Source organism: Streptacidiphilus sp. BW17, assembly GCF_041262485.1.
Classification (GTDB): Bacteria; Actinomycetota; Actinomycetes; order Streptomycetales; family Streptomycetaceae; genus Streptacidiphilus.
In genome coordinates this window covers 1-16,243 of the sequence record NZ_JBGCCR010000043.1, presented here as the reverse complement: position 1 = coordinate 16,243, position 16,243 = coordinate 1, and the positions used below count along the sequence as shown (strand labels likewise).

12 protein-coding genes are annotated in these 16,243 nt (G+C 71.6%); 5 read left to right on the top strand and 7 right to left on the bottom strand.

Features of this window, described 5'->3' with window-relative positions; genetic code table 11:
* Positions 1 to 5 precede the first annotated feature (5 nt).
* A complete protein-coding gene (locus ABH940_RS33450; RefSeq protein WP_370064930.1) occupies positions 6 to 1,343 on the top strand; it encodes an ABC transporter substrate-binding protein in 1,338 nt (445 codons plus the stop codon).
* A gap of 28 nt (positions 1,344 to 1,371) precedes the next feature.
* On the opposite strand, the gene ABH940_RS33445 is transcribed toward ABH940_RS33450, so the two are convergent.
* The 3 genes from ABH940_RS33445 to ABH940_RS33435 all read right to left on the bottom strand — a co-directional run bounded on the left by ABH940_RS33445 (position 1,372) and on the right by ABH940_RS33435 (position 5,893).
* Positions 1,372 to 3,342, bottom strand: a complete 1,971-nt coding sequence (locus ABH940_RS33445; protein WP_370064928.1) for a hypothetical protein — start codon at positions 3,340 to 3,342, stop codon at positions 1,372 to 1,374.
* Positions 3,343 to 3,522: 180 nt separating this feature from the next.
* Complete coding sequence (locus ABH940_RS33440) at positions 3,523 to 4,365, bottom strand: alpha/beta fold hydrolase (protein ID WP_370064926.1); 843 nt, start codon at positions 4,363 to 4,365, stop codon at positions 3,523 to 3,525.
* Positions 4,366 to 4,537: 172 nt separating this feature from the next.
* Complete coding sequence (locus ABH940_RS33435; RefSeq protein WP_370106996.1) at positions 4,538 to 5,893, bottom strand: mannosyltransferase family protein; 1,356 nt, start codon at positions 5,891 to 5,893, stop codon at positions 4,538 to 4,540.
* 344 nt (positions 5,894 to 6,237) lie between these two features.
* On the opposite strand from ABH940_RS33435, the gene ABH940_RS33430 reads away from it, so the two are divergent.
* The 3 genes from ABH940_RS33430 (at position 6,238) to ABH940_RS33420 (ending at position 9,117) form a co-directional block, all read left to right on the top strand.
* A complete protein-coding gene (locus ABH940_RS33430) occupies positions 6,238 to 7,059 on the top strand; it encodes an aquaporin (protein ID WP_370064922.1) in 822 nt (273 codons plus the stop codon).
* A 64-nt stretch (positions 7,060 to 7,123) separates the two neighbouring features.
* Positions 7,124 to 7,780, top strand: coding sequence for a hypothetical protein (locus ABH940_RS33425; RefSeq protein WP_370064920.1), 657 nt, complete (start codon positions 7,124 to 7,126; stop codon positions 7,778 to 7,780).
* 92 nt (positions 7,781 to 7,872) lie between these two features.
* Positions 7,873 to 9,117, top strand: a complete 1,245-nt coding sequence (locus tag ABH940_RS33420; protein WP_370064918.1) for a glycosyltransferase family 39 protein — start codon at positions 7,873 to 7,875, stop codon at positions 9,115 to 9,117.
* Positions 9,118 to 9,181: 64 nt separating this feature from the next.
* Here ABH940_RS33420 and ABH940_RS33415 read toward each other — a convergent pair whose 3' ends face one another.
* The 4 genes from ABH940_RS33415 to paaK all read right to left on the bottom strand — a co-directional run bounded on the left by ABH940_RS33415 (position 9,182) and on the right by paaK (position 15,606).
* Positions 9,182 to 11,449 (bottom strand): 3-hydroxyacyl-CoA dehydrogenase NAD-binding domain-containing protein, encoded by a 2,268-nt coding sequence (locus tag ABH940_RS33415; RefSeq protein ID WP_370064916.1) that lies wholly within the window; start codon positions 11,447 to 11,449, stop codon positions 9,182 to 9,184.
* Positions 11,450 to 11,519: 70 nt separating this feature from the next.
* Positions 11,520 to 12,743: an acetyl-CoA C-acetyltransferase gene (locus ABH940_RS33410; RefSeq protein WP_370106995.1), complete on the bottom strand. Its 1,224-nt coding sequence runs from the start codon at positions 12,741 to 12,743 to the stop codon at positions 11,520 to 11,522.
* 121 nt (positions 12,744 to 12,864) lie between these two features.
* Positions 12,865 to 14,121: a CaiB/BaiF CoA transferase family protein gene (locus ABH940_RS33405; RefSeq protein WP_370106994.1), complete on the bottom strand. Its 1,257-nt coding sequence runs from the start codon at positions 14,119 to 14,121 to the stop codon at positions 12,865 to 12,867.
* A gap of 141 nt (positions 14,122 to 14,262) precedes the next feature.
* Positions 14,263 to 15,606 carry a phenylacetate--CoA ligase PaaK gene (paaK, locus tag ABH940_RS33400; RefSeq protein ID WP_370064910.1) on the bottom strand — a complete coding sequence of 448 codons (1,344 nt, stop codon included), beginning with the start codon at positions 15,604 to 15,606 and terminating at the stop codon, positions 14,263 to 14,265.
* A gap of 283 nt (positions 15,607 to 15,889) precedes the next feature.
* Here paaK and ABH940_RS33395 point away from each other — a divergent pair, with 283 nt between their 5' ends.
* A complete protein-coding gene (locus tag ABH940_RS33395) occupies positions 15,890 to 16,150 on the top strand; it encodes a hypothetical protein (RefSeq protein ID WP_370106993.1) in 261 nt (86 codons plus the stop codon).
* The last annotated feature ends 93 nt before the right edge of the window (positions 16,151 to 16,243 follow it).

Here is a 16,243-nt window from a genome sequence, read left to right as displayed (position 1 = left end):
AGCGGGTGAGCGTCCTGCGCTCCGCACGCGCGAGGAGGGTCCGGGCGGCCGTCCTCGCGCTGCTCCTGCTGTGTGCGACCGCGTGCGGCAGCCGAGTGCCGCTGCGGGACTTCGGCGGCACCGCGCCAGCCGTCCCCGGGGGCACGGCGCAGCCCCCGATCCCGGTCGGCATCATCGCCTCGATCAGCAGCCCGCTGGGCGGCGACACCTTCTCCGGGCCGACGACCGGCGCCCAGGCCTTCTTCCAGGCGCTCAACGCGGCCGGCGGGATCAACGGCCGCCAGGTCAAGGTCTATCCGTGCGACGACAGCGGCTCCGGCATCGGCAACCAGAGCTGCGTGCACCAGCTGATCGACCAGGACCACGTGGTCGCCCTGGTCGCCGGGACCGAGCTGGAGTACGCGGGCGCGCCCTACGTGAGCGCGCAGGGTGTCCCCGACATCGGCGGCATCACCATCGGCACGGCCTACGACCAGTACCCGCACCTCTATCAGATCTACGGCACCGACGAACCGCGCGACGGCAGGACGGTCGGCTGGAACGGCGTGCTCTACCAGACCACCGAGGTCTACCGGTACTTCACGACCAAGCTCGGCCTCAGCCGCGCCGTGGTCGTCGCCTACAACCAGTCCGACTCCCTCCGCTACGCCGCGCAGCTCACCCAGGGACTCAAGGCCGAGGGCTACTCGGTGCTCAACGAGACCGTCGACTTCGCCCTGCCTGACTTCGCCGCCGTCGCCGCCGGCATGAAGGCCGACCACGCCCAGCTCCTACTCGACGCGATGGACCTGCGCGGCAACACCGGCCTCTGCCAGGCGATGGCCTCGGCGGGGGTCAGTGTGACGGCCAAGGTGACCAACGAGCAGAACTGGTCCGACGAGATCCGCTCCGACTACGCCTCCGTGCCCGGCTGCCGCGACGTCCTGTGGGCCACCTCGGACGCCCGCAACTACGAGGACACGCAGTACCCGGCGGTCGCCGCGTTCCGGGCGGCGATGCAGAAGTACTACCCGGACCAGCAGGGCCAGTTGTCCGAGTGGGAGCTACTGGGCTGGGCGGGCGCCCAGTGGTTCACCGACGCCGCCACCTCCTGCGGCGCGGACGTGACCCGCTCCTGCGTCGACGCCTACATGCAGCGCCCGCAGCCCTACGACGCCCACGGTCTGCTGATCCCGGCCTCGTTCGTGCCGAGCGCCCACCCGCCGACCGGCCCCACCAAGGCCTGCCTGAACGTGGCCCGTTGGGAGGACTCGGCCGACGGTGGCCAGGGCGGCTGGGCCACCCAGGTCCCGGACATGAACACCAACTGCTTCCAGGTGCCCGCGCTGCCGTACAAGCCGTGAGAGACGGTCAGGCTGTGATGCGGCGGGCTCAGCGCCCGTTGATCCCCTCGACGGGCGAGGAGGTGCCGACGCTGTCGGAGCTGTGCCTGCCGAGGCCGAGTCCCGATGAGAGGATCTTCTTGAGCTTCGGCGACAGCGTCGACGGGTCCGGCCCGACGCCGATCAGCTCCGAGGAGATGCTCATCGGCTGCGGGGTCACCGCGCGCAGCAGGATCCTGCCCTTGACGCCGGGGGTGTCCACGCCGCCGTACGGGGCCTTGAGCCGGTACACGGCGGTGGTGCGGGCCGGCAGCGTGGCCGGGCCGGAGAGCACCTTCCAGTAGTCCGAGATGGTCGCCCCGGTGCTGGTGGCGAAGTGCGGGGTGACCGCCTCGTCGCTGGTGTTGGTCACCGTCACCTGCACCCGCTGCAGCAGGTCCAGCAGCGCGAGTTCGCCGGCGCCGTCGCTGCCGCTCATCGCGGTCACAGACATCTGCAGCGGCGGGGGAGTGAGCATGGCCGCCGAGATGGTGACCACCGTCGGCGCGAGCAGCACCGGCACCAGCGCGGCGCGTACCGCCCGCGAGCCGAGCCAGCCTGCGCGCGGGTGCCAGGCGCGGTCGAAGTCGGCGGCGGAGACCGTCGCCGCGGCCATCACCCACAGCGGCACGGTCAGGTCGAAGTAGTCCTGCTGCGACCGGGTCGACAGGTAGAAGACCAGCCACGGCATCACGGTCACCGCCGGTCCCAGCCGCCGCGGGAAGAGCACCAGCAGCACCATCATCGCCAGGCAGAGCAACTGCCCGGCCACGCTGTAGAGATGCAGGCCACCGCTGCCGGAGGTGAAGAACGAGGAGATCCCGACCAGCCCCTGCCCGGCCGGGATCGCCTGCTGGGTCAGCGGGGTGAGCACCCCGCGCAGCCAGGCGTGCGTGCCCTGCAGGATGAACGGCAGGTTGATCGCCAGGAAGACCCCGGCGGTGATCGCCGCGTAGCGCAGCACCACCCGTGCCGCGTCCCGCGCGGGCATCTCGCCGCGCCGGATCATGAACATCCCGATCAGCAGGAACGGCGTCAGGAACCAGGTCAGCTGGTGCAGGCAGGCCGCGATCCCGAGGCAGACGGCCTGGGTGACGCCGATCAGGCCGAGCCGTCCGCCACGCCCGGTCCGGTGCCAGTAGGCCACGGTGACCAGCAGGAACGGCAGCTCCATGCAGCCCGGGTAGCCCATCTGCGCATAGTTGGGCAGCCAGCCGAAGCCGAAGCAGACGATCACCGCGACCGGGCGCCAGGAGACCGGCAGCAGCAGGAACATCACCACCGAGGCCAGCAGCAGCATCGCCGTCGCCGCCAGCCCGGCGGGCGGGTGGCTCAGGCCCAGCTTCATCGGGACCGCGGTGAAGATCGGCCCCAGCGGCGGGTAGTCGAGGCCGGTCGCCGCGCCGCCGTTCATCAGCGGGGTGGTTCCGACGTGGAACATCGAGAAGATCTGCGGCCACTGGGTCCCGTAGATGCGGCCGTGGTGCAGCAGGGTCCGGGCCGCCATGTGGATCAGCGAGCCCTCGTCGGTGCCGTAGTACACATGACTGGACACCACCCCGGGCGCGGGCGGCTGCGCGGCGGTGACCACGTAGAACCGGTTGACGCACTGCAGCGCGGCGACGGCCAGCATGAACGCGTCCACCAGCGTCATCACCCGCCGGGTCCGCACGCTCAGCGCCAGTACGGCGATCACCAGGATCGCGCCGAAGTACAGGATCACCGCGAAGGCGTGCACCTGCTGGTTGACGATGGTGCGGTTCCAGATGTCGCGCGCGCCGATCAGCATGGACGCGCAGGCGAGCACCGTCAGCATCCGGTTGACCTGGGCAGGCGGCAGCCGCAGCAGTTCCGGCGCGCTGTGCCCGGCCAGCACCCAGCGGCCGACCCGGCGCAGGCGCTCGGTGCGCGGCTCGGCGGAGACAGGTACCGCGCCGTCGTCCGGCTCGTCGTCGAGAGGAGCCGCAGGATCTCGGGACATCACTGGCACGAGCGCATCGTGACATGCCGTCAGCAGCTCCGGCCGCGCCCGCATGCTCCGGCTGCAGCCGAATTGACACCGCTGACCTGCGCTTTCTCGGCGGGCGAGTGAGGGGGCTGGTATCACTCCATCGGGTGAGGTCGTCCGGAATCCGGGACGGGGGCGCGCCCGGGGCGCGTGTCACGCCTCCGCGGCGGCGACGGCGCCGAGGATGGTCTCCGCGACCAGCGCCGGGTCGTCGTTCATCGGCACGTGGCCGCAGCCCGGCAGCCGGACGACCTTCGCCTTGGGCAGCCGGATCTCCGCGCGGTCGGCCTGCCTGGGGACCAGCAGCCGGTCCTTGGTGCCCCAGCCGATGGTCACCGGGACACCGCTGACGTCGACGCGGTAGTCGACGCCGCGTCCCGCCTTGAGGGTCGCGGCGAAGCCCTTCGCGCCGCGCAGCGCCCGGGTCTCGGCCAGTGCGTCCTCGGGCGCGCGCAGCTTCGGGCGGGCGTAGATCGAGCCGACGAGCAGGCCGCGGGTGGACGGGTTCTCGGCGAGCCGGCGGGCCAGCGGGGCGGGCAGGGTCCGCGCGCCGAAGCGCATACCGAGCAGCACGCCGAACGCGTAGGCCTGCTCCGGCCGGGTCCAGAACCCGGCGGGCGAGAGCGCCGTCACCGAGCGCGCCAGTCCACGTCGGCCCATCTCCAGCGCCAGCAGCCCGCCGAGCGAGTTGCCGACCACGTGCGGGCGCTCCACCTCCAGTGCGGCGCAGAGCGAGCCGAGGCCCGGCACGACCGACTCCAGGTCGTACGCGACCCCGGCCGGAAGCGGCGCGGACGCGCCGAAGCCGGGCAGGTCGATCGCGATCACGTCGTGCCGCTCGGCCAGCGCGGGGAGCACCGGCTCCCAGGCCTGCCAGTGGTGGCCGATCCCGTGCATCAGGAGCAGCGGGGTACCGCTGCCCCGGCGCTCGTACCGCACGGTGACGGTGCGCGGGCCGTGCGGTGTTTCGTGCTGGTACGCGATCTCGGCGGGCATGGCGACGCTCCCTTACTAGACCTGGTGTCAGTAAGAATTACCGGAGAGTAGCTTCGCCGACAAGAGGGTGCGCGGAAGAGGAGCTGCCGGGTGGAATCTGTGGTTCAGGGAGCGATGGGGTTCAGGGTGCAGTGTGGCTCGGGGTGCAGCAGGGTTCAGGGTGTGCTGGGGCTCAGGGCGCGCTGGGCGAGTACAGCAGGATGTACGCGCCGTAGAGCCCGGACGAGATCGCGCAGGCCGCGAGGACCGCGTAGAGCGTGGCCTTGGTCCGCACCCGGGCCAGCCCCGCCGCCAGCGGGATCAGCAGCGGGAAGGCCGGCAGCAGGAACCGGGCCCGCGAGGAGAAGAAGGCGGTGTCGCCGTAGGAGATCACCATGATGACGAAGCTGAACATCACGAACGCCAGCGGCTGACGCTGCGCCAGTGAGGTCACGAAGACCACTGCCGCCGCGATCAGCACCCCGGCTACCACCGGGTAGTACAGGCCGACCGGGTTGGCCGAGGTGAAGAGCAGCCGCATGTCGTGCGCGGTCGACGCGCCGAAGTTGAACTTGGAGTGCCAGCCCGCCTGTATCTGGAAGTAGGCGTTCCAGCTGTGCAGGCGCAGCGCCGTCCAGGCGACGAAGCCGACCCAGCCGACGGGCGCCATCAGGATCGCCGCCAGCGGCTTCCATAGCGGCGGCTCGTCGGCGACCGGGGCGGCGGCGAGGTCGGTGCCGTCGAACCAGGGGAGCCGGTCCAGCCAGGGGAGGAGCCGGGTGCGTCCCTGCTCTGAGCGGCGCTCCTGGTAGCGCAGCCAGATCTCCATGGCCGCCGCGCACATCACCGCCGCCGCGACGGCGACGCCGGTCGGCCGGGTCAGGCCCGCGAGGACCGACAGCACTCCGGCCGCGATCCAGCGCCGGGAGACCACGCAGTAGAGCGCCCAGGCGGAGAACATGGTGAACGCCGACTCGCTGTAGCCCGCCGTCTCGACGGCGGCGACCGGGGCCACGCCCCACAGCAGCGCGGCGATCGTGCCGATCTTGTCGCCGTAGCGGAACGACGTCGCCGCGAAGATGCCCCAGGCCGCGCCTACCGCGCACGCCGAGGCGGTCAGCACCCCGACCGTGCCCCAGCTCAGGAAGGGCAGCACGGTGTGGGTGACCTTGATCATCGCCGGATAGACCGGGAAGAAGGCCAGGTTGGTCGTCTGTATCGTCGCGCCGGGCAGCATCGGACGTATCGCGTGGTCGTAGCCGTGCTGGGCTATGTCCAGGTACCAGGACGCGTCCCAGTGCAGGGCCAGCCGACGCAGTGCGTAGCTCACCGAGCCCGGGCTGAGGAAGATGATGAGCGACATGCCGACGGCGCGCACCACCATGAAGAGCAGCAGTGCCGGTTCGGCGGCCCGGAGCGCCAGGGCCAGTCCGGTGCGCCACCCTCTCGGGGTCCGTACCGGGAGGCGGATCGCGAGGCCGGAGGTCGGCGCGTGCGCCTGGCCTGCCTTCTGCTCGGGCTGCTCGGGCGCGCTGGTCGGAACGCTCACGGTTTCCTCGGTGATGGGAAGGGCTCGAAGATCGGTCGGCATGAGGAGCCGAGCATGACGTCATCCTGTCAGCTCAATGTGTACGGATCGGAAAATTGAGGTGAGATCCGGTTCGGAGTGAAGGCGGGCCGACGTGCGGCTTTGCGTTCGAGTGGCGGAGCTGCGCACGACCTGCGCACAACCTGTGTCAGGGCCGCGCCTGCCTTGGGGCAGACGTGTGTCGGGCTCGCATTGGTTGCATGTCGGACCTGTGCCGGGTATGCGGGCGGCGTGAGTTCGGGTAAAAATTGACAAAATGTTGAAATGACGCTTCTCTGCCCCTTATGGGGACAGGGTTCGGTGGGGTGGCATGGCGTCGGGCCGGGGCGGAGCTGGTGGGGACGGCGCTGCTGGCGGCGGTGGTGGTCGGGTCGACGGACAAGGCGGTCGCGCTCGGTCGTGATCCCGCCACGGTGCTCCTGGCGACCTCGCTGGCGACCTCCAGTGCGCTCGGGGTGCTGATCCTGCTCTTCGCCCCGGTCTCCGGCGGTCACCTCAATCCGGTGGTCACCCTCACCGTGCGAGGTCTCTCCGTGCGCGCCCGCGTCGTCCGTCTCGTCGCGCAGCTGCTCGGTGCCGCCGTCGGCGCGGTGCTGGCCGAGGCGATGTTCGGCAGGCCGCTGCTGGCCGCAACCGGCGCGCGCCTGGGCGGGGCCGGGACGCTGCTCGGGGAGGTGGTCGGCACCGCCGGGCTGATCCTGGTCGTGCAGGGCCTCGACCGCACCGGCCGGGACCGGATGATCCCGTCGGCGGTGGCCGCTTACGTCGCGGCCGGGATCTGGTCCACCTCCTCCGGTGCCTTCGCCAACCCCGCCGTCACCGTGGCCCGTTCGCTCACCGGCGGCCCGTCCGGCCTGGCTCCGGCGTCACTCCCCGCCTTCCTTGCCGCGCAGCTGATGGGAGCGGCGCTCGGCGGCGTGGTGGCCGCACTGATCTTCCGCCGGTCGCCGGAAGCGTCGCCGGAGATTTCGCCGGAAGGGTCTGCGGATGCGTCTGCTGATGCCTCTCCGGATTCATCGCTGCACATCGCGGCCGACGCTTGCGCGTCCTGTGGCAGGTGGTCCGGCAACCCTCTGCGCCCGTCCCCGTCCTGCCGCGCGGAGGGCTGTGCCCAGGGCTGCGCGTAGGGCTGGAGGGCTGCGCTTAGGATCGAACCGTCGGTGGGTCGAGGTCCGGTGAAGGGGGCGGCAGGTGGCAGCGGATCAGGCGGCGGCCGGCCGGTTCGAGGAGGAACGGCCGGGTGTCATCGCCGCCTACGCCGCGTTGCTCGCCGAGGCCGAGAGCCCCCTGGTCGCGACCGGCCGTTGGCCCAGGGTCCGCCGCAACGTCGAGAACGTGCTGCGCGAGTGCGCGGCCGGACTGCGTGGCGAGCAGCCCCAGGTGTCCGATGCCGCACTGGTCAGCGTCGAACTGCTCGGCGCCCGGCGCGCCCTCGACGGCATCCCCGCCGAGGAGTCGGTCCGTGCCGCGCGATTCCTCTGGCAGGCCACCGGGCCCGCGCTGGAGCGTGCCCTCGCGCCCGTGCCGCCGCGCCTGCGCGACCAACTCCGCCGCCAGGCGGGCCGCGCCTTCTACCGCAGCGTCAGCACCCGGCTCCGGGCCGGTGCCGCCGGATACGCCGACCACGGCCTGATCGACCTGTTGGTCGGCATCGAGCGGGCCGCACTCGGAGCGGGCCAGGCCCCGCTGCCCACCCAGCGGACCCCGGAGGCCGCATCGGGGTCTCGCCCCGACCCCGGCGCCCACCGCCGCATCGCCGCCGAACTCGGCGTGCCCGAGACCCCCGAGGCGGAGGTCCGCACCACCCTCCGAGCCGCCCTCCGGCGCGCGGAGGCCCGCGAGCGGTGATCGCGGCGGGCGCCCAGCGCGTGGTGCGAAGGTAGCGCCGGCCGCCCGCTGAGCAGGCGAGACCTTCACACCACGCCCTACGCTGGCCGTGTATGACCTCCGTCCGGGCCCGGCCCGTACCCCTCTCCCGTCCCGCTGACAGCGGACCCGCGCTGCGCCGGACCGTGGGGCGCGCCGCGCCCGCGCTCGTCGCCTTCGCGGCCGTCCGCGGGCTCGGGATCGTGCTGGTCCTCGGGTACGGATGGGCCCACGGCAAGGACCCGATCGCCCGGCTCGGCACGCTCTGGGACGCCGGTTGGTACGCCCTGATCGTCGACCACGGCTACTCCCGGAGCAACGGCGCGATCGGCGCGCACGGCATCCCCTACTCGCCGCGCGCCTTCTTCCCGCTCTACCCCGGCCTGGCCCGCGCGGTTCGCGAGGTCACCGGGATCGACACGGCCGGCGCCCTGGTCGCCGTCTCCTGGGTGTCCTCCCTGGCGGCGGCCTGGGCGATCTTCGCCATCGCCGACCGCCTCTGGAGCCGTCGGGTCGGCGTCATCGCCGCCGTGCTCTGGGGCGTCCTGCCGCTGGCCGCGGTGGAGTCCATGGGTTACTCGGAGGCGCTCTTCACCGCCCTCTGCGCCTGGAGCCTCTACGCCCTGCTGGCGGAACGCTGGGTCAGCGCGGGGGTGCTCTGCGCCCTGGCCGGGCTGACCCGACCGAGCGCCTCCGCGCTGATAGCGGCGGTCGCGCTGACCGCGCTGATACGTCTGTGGCGCGATCGCCCGCCGGGCCTGCGCGGCCTGCTGCACCTGCGGGACGGACGATGGCGTCCGGCGGCGGCCGTGGTGCTCGCCCCGCTCGGCTGGCTCGGCTACGTGGTCTATGTGAGCCTGGCCGCGCACTCGCTCGACGCCTACTTCCACATCCAGGACGCGTGGAACACCGGCCTCGACTGGGGCGGCAGCACCCTGCACTGGTACGCCCGGCTCACCGCGGACCTCTTCGGCTCCAACGCGAGCGCCCGCCACTGGGCCGTCGGCAAACTCCCGGAGGCGCTCACCGGGATCGGCTACCTGGTGCTGCTCGTGGCAGCCCTGTGCCGGCGCGGCTACCGCAGGCAGCCGCTGCCGCTGTTGGTCTTCGGGGCGGGCATGGTCCTGGTCGACGTCGTCAACGCCTCGCCCTACCCGCCGATCGCCCGGTTCCTGCTCCCGGCTTTCACCCTGCTCTACCCCTTGGCCCAGTGGCTCGCCGACCGGCGCGCCGTCGCCTGGCCGTTCCTGGCGACGGCGGCGGTCGCGTCCGCCGTGTACGGGGTGTCGCTGGTGTACTACGGCGGCGCGCCCGCCTGAACTCGCGTTCTGGGGCGGACGCGCCGACCTGCGCTCGGCTCTTGGCTCAGTCCTTGAACTCGGCTCAGTCCGTGAACGTCTCGCCGCGACCGGCCATCTCGACCAGCAGCGCCGGGGGCTCGAACCGCTCGCCGTAGGCCGCCGCCAATTCGCGTGCGCGCGCCGTGAACCCGGCCAGACCGCCCTCGTAGCCGTTGACGTACTGCAGCACGCCGCCGGTCCAGCCTGGGAAGCCGATCCCCAGGATGCTGCCGATGTTGGCGTCCGCCACCGAGGTGAGCACGCCCTCCTCCAGGCAGCGGACGGTGTCCAGCGCCTCGGCGAAGAGCATCCGCTCCTGCATGTCGCGGAACGGGACGCCCACTCCCTCGGATGCCTCCGCTCGCCCGGATGCCTCCAGTCCCTCGGAGCCGGTGCTGCCGGGCTTGGTGAAGTGCTCGCGCAGCCCCGGCCACAGCCCGGCCCGCTTGCCGTCGACGTAGTCGTAGAAGCCCGCGCCGCCGCTGCGTCCGGTGCGGCCGAACTCGTCCAGCATCCGGTCCAGCACCACGTCCGCCGGGTGCGGGGCCCAGGCACGGCCCTCGGCCTCGGCCGCCAGCCGGGACTCCTCGCGGATCTTGCGCGGCAGGGTCAGCGTCAGCTCGTCCATCAGCGACAGCACCTTCGCCGGGTACCCGGCCTGCGCCGCCGCCTGCTCGACCGACGCCGGGTCGACGCCCTCGCCGACCATCGCCACGCCTTCGTTGATGAACTGCCCGATCACCCGCGAGGTGAAGAAGCCGCGCGAGTCGTTCACCACGATCGGGGTCTTGTTGATCTGCCGGACCAGGTCGAACGCCCGGGCCAGCGCCTCGTCGCCGGTCTGCTCGCCCTTGATGATCTCGACCAGCGGCATCTTGTCCACCGGCGAGAAGAAGTGCAGCCCGATGAAGTCCTCGCGCCGCTTGACGCCCTCCGCCAGCGACGTGATCGGCAGCGTCGAGGTGTTGGAGCAGAGCAGCGCGTCGGGCAGGACCACGTCCTGGATCTCGGCGAAGACCTGGTGCTTGAGCGCCGGGTTCTCGAAGACCGCCTCGATCACCGCGTCGCAGCCGGCCAGGTCGGCCACGTCACCGGTCGGCGTGATCAGGGCCAGCAGCGCGTCCCGCTTGGCCTCGGTGGTCCGGCCGCGCGACAGCGCCTTGGCGAGCAGGGTGCGGGAGTAGTCCTTGCCCCGCTCGGCCGCCTCCGCGCTGACGTCCTTGAGCACCACCTGGATGCCCGCCCTGGCACAGGAGTAGGCGATCCCCGCGCCCATCATGCCCGCGCCCAGCACCGCGACCTTGGTCACCTTCCGGGCCGGGACGTCGGCGGGCCGGTTGGCGCCCGAGTTGACGGCCTGGAGGTCGAAGAAGAACGCCTGGATCATGTTCTTCGCGGTCTGGCCGGTCGCCAGCTCGGTGAAGTAGCGCGCCTCGATGGTGAAGGCGGTGTCGATGTCCACCTGCGCCGACTCGACGGCGGTGGCCAGGATGTTGCGCGGCGCCGGGTAGGGCGCGCCGTTCAGCTGCTTCTTCAGGTTGGCCGGGAAGGCGGGGAGGTTGGCGGCGAAGGCGGGCGAACTCGGCGTGCCGCCGGGGATCTTGTAGCCCTTGACGTCCCACGGCTGCTGCGCGGTCGGGTTTGCCTCGACGAACGCCCGTGCCTTGGCCAGCAGTTCGTCGCGGTCGGCTGCCAACTCGTGGACCAGCCCGTGCTCCAGGGCCTGCGCGGGCCGGTACTGCTGTCCCTGCAGCAGCACCTTGAGCAGCGCGTCGGTGATCCCGAGCAGCCGCACGGTACGCACTACACCGCCACCGCCCGGCAGCAGACCCAGCGTCACCTCCGGCAGCCCGATCTTGACCTGCGGCGCGTCCAGGGCCACCCGGTGGTGGCAGGCCAGCGCGAGCTCCAGGCCACCGCCGAGCGCGGCCCCGTTGATCGCGGCGACGACGGGAACGCCCAGCGTCTCCAGCCCGCGCAGGGCGCGCTTGAGGACCAGCGAGCCCTCGAAGAACTCCTGCGCGTCGGCGGGCTGGACGGCGCTCAGCATGCGCAGGTCGCCACCGGCGAAGAAGGTCTTCTTGGCGGACGTGACGATCACGCCGCGCAGCTCACCCGCGTCGCGCAGCGCGGTCAGCCGCGCGACGACGGCGACGAAGTCGGCCGTGAAGGCCGTGTTCATGGTGTTGACCGACTGGTTGGGGTCGTCCAGGACGAGGGTGACGACACCGTCGGCGTCCTGGTCGAAGCGGACCGTGGACTGCTCGGCTGCGGTGGTGTTCTGCTCGGTCGCGGTGTTCTCGGTGCTCATGGGTTGTGGTCTCCAGGCGCGGGGTCGGCGTGCGGCGAGGGGGAGGGGCGGTGCGGCTTCGAACCGGCCGTCACAGTCGCTCGATGACGGTCGCGATGCCCATGCCGCCACCCACGCAGAGGGTGATCAGGCCGCGGCGTAGGTCGCGCCGCTCCAACTCGTCCAGGACGGTGCCCAGCAGCATCGCCCCGGTCGCACCCAGCGGGTGCCCCAGCGCGATCGCGCCGCCGTTGACGTTGACCTGCGCGTGGTCGAAGCCCAGCTCGCGGATGAAGCGCAGCGCCACCGCGGCGAAGGCCTCGTTGATCTCCACCAGGTCGATGTCCTTGGCCGTCAGACCCGCCTTGGCCAGGGCCTTCCGGGTCGCCGGGGCCGGGCCGGTCAGCATGATCGTCGGGTCCGACCCGGAGACGGCCGCGGAGACGATCCGCGCCCGCGGCGTCAGCCCGTACCGCTCGCCCACCTCGGCGTTGCCGATCGCGACCAGCGCCGCGCCGTCCACGATGCCGGACGAGTTGCCCGCGTGGTGCACGTGGTCGATCTTCTCGATCCAGTGGTACTTCTGCAGCGCCACCGCGTCGAACCCGCCCAGCTCACCAATGGTCGCGAAGGAGGGCTTGAGGCCCGCCAGCGACTCCGCGGTGGTGCCCGGGCGGATGAACTCGTCGCGGTCGAGGACGGTGATGCCGTTCCGGTCGCGCACCGGCACGACGGAGCGGTCGAACCGGCCCTCCTTCTGCGCCTCAGCCGCGCGGGCCTGGGACTCGGCGGCGAACGCGTCGACGTCCGTGCGCGAGTACCCCTCGACGGTGGCGATCAGGTCCGCGCCCACGCCCTGCGGCACGAATCCGGTCTCGTAGCTGGTCATCGGGTCCATCGCCCAGGCGCCGCCGTCGCTGCCCATCTTCACCCGGGACATCGACTCCACGCCGCCCGCCAGGACCAGGTCCTCCCAGCCCGAACGGACCTTGGCGGCAGCCAGGTTGACCGCCTCCAGGCCCGAGGCACAGAAGCGGTTCTCCTGGACGCCGGCCACCGTGTCCGGCAGCCCCGCGGCGATCGCGGCGACCTTGGCGATGTCCGACCCCTGGTCACCGAGCGGGCTGACCACGCCGAGCACGACGTCGTCGATCGCCGCCGGGTCGAGGTCGGGGAACCGTCGCCGGATCTCGTGGATCAGCCCGACCACGAGGTCGATCGGCTTGGTCCCGTGCAGCGACCCGCTCGCCTTCCCCCGGCCACGCGGGGTGCGGATCGCGTCGTAGACGAATGCTTCGGGGGTTCCGGTGGTCACGCTGACTGCCTGCTTTCTGGCGAAGTGTCAGGGGTGGAATGGTCTTTGGGGTGGGACGGTGTTTGGGGTGATGGTCTTGGGGTGATGGTCTTCGGGTGCGCGGAGGTCGTGGAGCCGGGGCTCACGTCCTGGCGTCAGGGTCGTGCGGGGCTTCGGCGTCCGCGTCCGCGTCCGCGTCCGCGTTGGCGTCCACGTCCACGTCCACGTCCGCTTCCGCTTCCGCTTCCGCTTCGGCGTCGAGCAGGGCGGGCAGGTCCCAGTCGGCGGCGACCGAGGCGCGTCCCGCGTCCGGCAGCGCCGGAGGGCGGGGTACGGCGGTCGGAGTGCCCGAGAAGCGGGGTGCGGGCGCGGGCTGGGGGACTCCGTCGTGAACGGCGTAGCTGCCCCGCGCCTGCAGGTGCGGGTGCTCGGCGGCTTCGTGCAGGTTGAGCACCGGCGCGACGCACGCGTCCGTCCCCTCGAAGACCTGCTGCCACTCGGCCAGCGTCCGGGTGGCGAAGCGTTCGGTGATCAGCGTGCGCAAGTCGTCCCAGCGCCCGAAGTCGCGCTGCCCCGGCGCGTCGGCGGGCAGGTCCAGCAGCTTGGCGAACTCGGCGTAGAACTGCGGTTCCAGCGCGCCCACGGCCATGTGTCGACCGTCGGCGGTCGCGTAGACGGCATAGAAGGGCGCACCGCCGTCGATGATGTTGACGCCACGCCGGTCCTGCCAGCGCCCGCCCGCCATGAACCCCCACAGCACCGTGGTCAGATGGGCCGCGCCGTCCACGATGGCGGCGTCCACCACCTGTCCCTGTCCCGTCGCGCGGGCGTGGTGCAGCCCCGCCAGCAGGCCGACGACCAGGTAGAGCGAGCCGCCCGCGTAGTCGCCCACCAGGTTGACCGGGATCGCGGGCGGCCCGTCCGCCGCGCCGACCAGCCCGAGCACGCCCGCAGTGGCGATGTACCCGATGTCGTGCCCCGCGGCCTGGGCCAGCGGCCCCTCCTGCCCCCAGCCGGTCATCCGGCCGTACACGAGCCGGGGGTTCCTGGCGAGGCAGTCGGCCGGTCCCACGCCCAGGCGTTCGGCCACGCCCGGCCGGTACCCCTCGATCAGCAGGTCCGCGCGCCCGACCAGGTCGAGCACCTGCGCCACTCCGTCCGCCGACTTGAGGTCGAGGACCACGCTGCGCTTGCCCCGGTTGGTGACGTCCAGCGCCGGATCCCCGGCGAGCGGCGCGCCTCCGGGCCGGTCCACCCGCACCACGTCCGCGCCGAGGTCGGCCAGCAGCATCGCCGCGAACGGCCCGGGCCCCAGCCCCGCCAGCTCCACCACCCGGACACCGGCGAGCGGTCCCGCCTGGGCGGGTGGGTCGGGGATCGGCGCGGCGGACTCGGGCATCGGGCCTCCACAGAACGGGGAGCGGCGACATGACTGCGTAGAGCCGATGCTAGGGAGTTAACTCGCCAGTAACAAGAGGCGGCAGGGCCGGGACCTCGGAAGTCGCGCCGTTCAGCGCCGCTTCGTGCCGTTCAGCGCCGTTCAGTTCCCGGTGTCGTCCTGGCTGCGCAGGTCGAAGACGCGCTTGATCTTGCCGACCGACCGCTCCAACGTCTCCGGGTCCACGACCGTCACCGCGACGCTGATGCCGACGCTGTCCTTCACCCCCCGCGCGATCTCCGCAGCCGCCGCGTCGCGCTCCGACGTGGTGGCGTCGGGCCGTGCCTCGACCCGGACCTCCATGCGGTCCAGCCGTCCGCTCCGGGTCAGCCGCAGCTGGAAGTGGGGTGCGACGGTGGGTGTGCGCAGCACGACCTCCTCGATCTGGGTCGGGAAGACGTTGACCCCGCGCAGGATGATCATGTCGTCCGAGCGCCCGGTCACCTTCTCCATCCGACGGAACGCGGGCCGGGCTGTGCCGGGCAGCAGCCGGGTCAGGTCACGGGTGCGGTAGCGGATGATCGGCAGCGCCTCCTTGGTGAGTGAGGTGAAGACCAGCTCGCCGGTGCCGCCCGCAGCCATCACGTCCGCGTCGAGCACCTCGTCCGTCACCGGGTCCACCACCTCGGGGAAGAAGTGGTCCTCCCAGATGTGCAGCCCGTCCTTGGTCTCGACGCACTCGCTCGCCACGCCCGGACCGATCACCTCCGACAGCCCGTAGATGTCCACGGCGTGGATGTCGAGCCGTTCCTCGATCTCGCGCCGCATCTCCTCGGTCCACGGCTCCGCCCCGAAGATGCCGACCTGGAGTGAGGTGCTGCGCGGGTCGACCCCCTGCCGCTCGAACTCGTCCAGCAGCGTCAGCATGTAGGACGGCGTGACCATGATGATCTCGGGCCGGAAGTCCTGGATGATCTGCACCTGCCGCGCGGTCATCCCGCCGGACGCCGGGATCACCGTGCACCCGGCCCGTTCCGCGCCGTAGTGCGCGCCGAGCCCCCCGGTGAACAGCCCGTACCCGTACGACACGTGCACCTTGTGCCCCGGCCGCCCGCCCGCCGCGCGGATCGAACGGGCCACCACGTCGGCCCACAGGTCCAGGTCGCCGTCCGTGTACCCGACCACTGTCGGCCGCCCTGTGGTGCCGCTGGACGCATGGATCCGCCGCACCCGCTCCATCGGCACCGCGAACATCCCGAACGGGTACGTCTCGCGCAGGTCCGCTTTGGTGGTGAACGGGAACCGCGCCAGATCGGCCAGACTGCGGCAGTCGTCCGGAGCCACCCCGGCCGCGTCGAACTTGCGCCGGTAGAGCTCGACGTTGTCGTAGGCGTGACGGAGAGTCCAGCGCAGTTGCCTGAGCTGGTGCGCGTGCAACTCCTCCGGGCTGAGCCGCTCGCCGGCGTCGAGCAGGTCGGCCGGGGGAGTCGAGGTGGGGACGGGCATGCGCGGAACTCCTGCCTACCAGTCGGGCGCGCCACGGATCCACTGACTGGATGTGGTTGCCAACCGAATGTTCGGTTGATCGTCCGTCGCGGGTCGGGCGGCTGTCAAGGATCACGGCTGGGCTGGTTGTGATCCCTGGCGACATGACCTCGGCCTGGCCTCCGCCTGACCTCTGCCTTGGCCTTGAGATTGAGGTCCGTTGAAGTGTGAATTGAAGAATTCTTCAATCCCTGCGAAGGTGGCTGTGGGAGGGGCTTCCAGCGTGCATTGTGAGGAGGCCGCGGTGGACCGGAACGAGCAGCTCGACCAGGTCGAGGACGTCGCTGGATTCGATCAGGTCGATCAGTCCGGCTACCTGGGGGAGCCGGGCCGCAAGTCGGCCGAGGTCCTCCTTCGACAGGTTGCCGACGCCCGCTCCGCGCTGGCGACCGCGGTGGCCATCAAGGATCCGGTGGGTGTCTCTCGCGCCCTCGACGAGCTGGAGGAAGCCCTCCGGGAGGCCCGCGAGGGCGGTGTCGAGGTTCCGCCGTTGGCATCCGAGTAATCGAACGGAATGACTAACTCGTTCGTGTTCGGAAGATAGTCCTGATGGGCCATGGTCTTGGGTGGGGTTGTGGCTTGATAATTGTTCTATGGA

Excerpts from the sequence above, each read along its gene's own strand:
- ABH940_RS33445 (WP_370064928.1), bottom strand. The coding sequence starts at position 3,342 with ATGTCCCGAGATCCTGCGGCTCCTCTCGACGACGAGCCGGACGACGGC.
- ABH940_RS33440 (WP_370064926.1), bottom strand. The coding sequence starts at position 4,365 with ATGCCCGCCGAGATCGCGTACCAGCACGAAACACCGCACGGCCCGCGC.
- ABH940_RS33420 (WP_370064918.1), top strand. The coding sequence starts at position 7,873 with ATGACCTCCGTCCGGGCCCGGCCCGTACCCCTCTCCCGTCCCGCTGAC.
- ABH940_RS33415 (WP_370064916.1), bottom strand. The coding sequence starts at position 11,449 with ATGAGCACCGAGAACACCGCGACCGAGCAGAACACCACCGCAGCCGAG.
- ABH940_RS33405 (WP_370106994.1), bottom strand. The coding sequence starts at position 14,121 with ATGCCCGAGTCCGCCGCGCCGATCCCCGACCCACCCGCCCAGGCGGGA.
- paaK (WP_370064910.1), bottom strand. The coding sequence starts at position 15,606 with ATGCCCGTCCCCACCTCGACTCCCCCGGCCGACCTGCTCGACGCCGGC.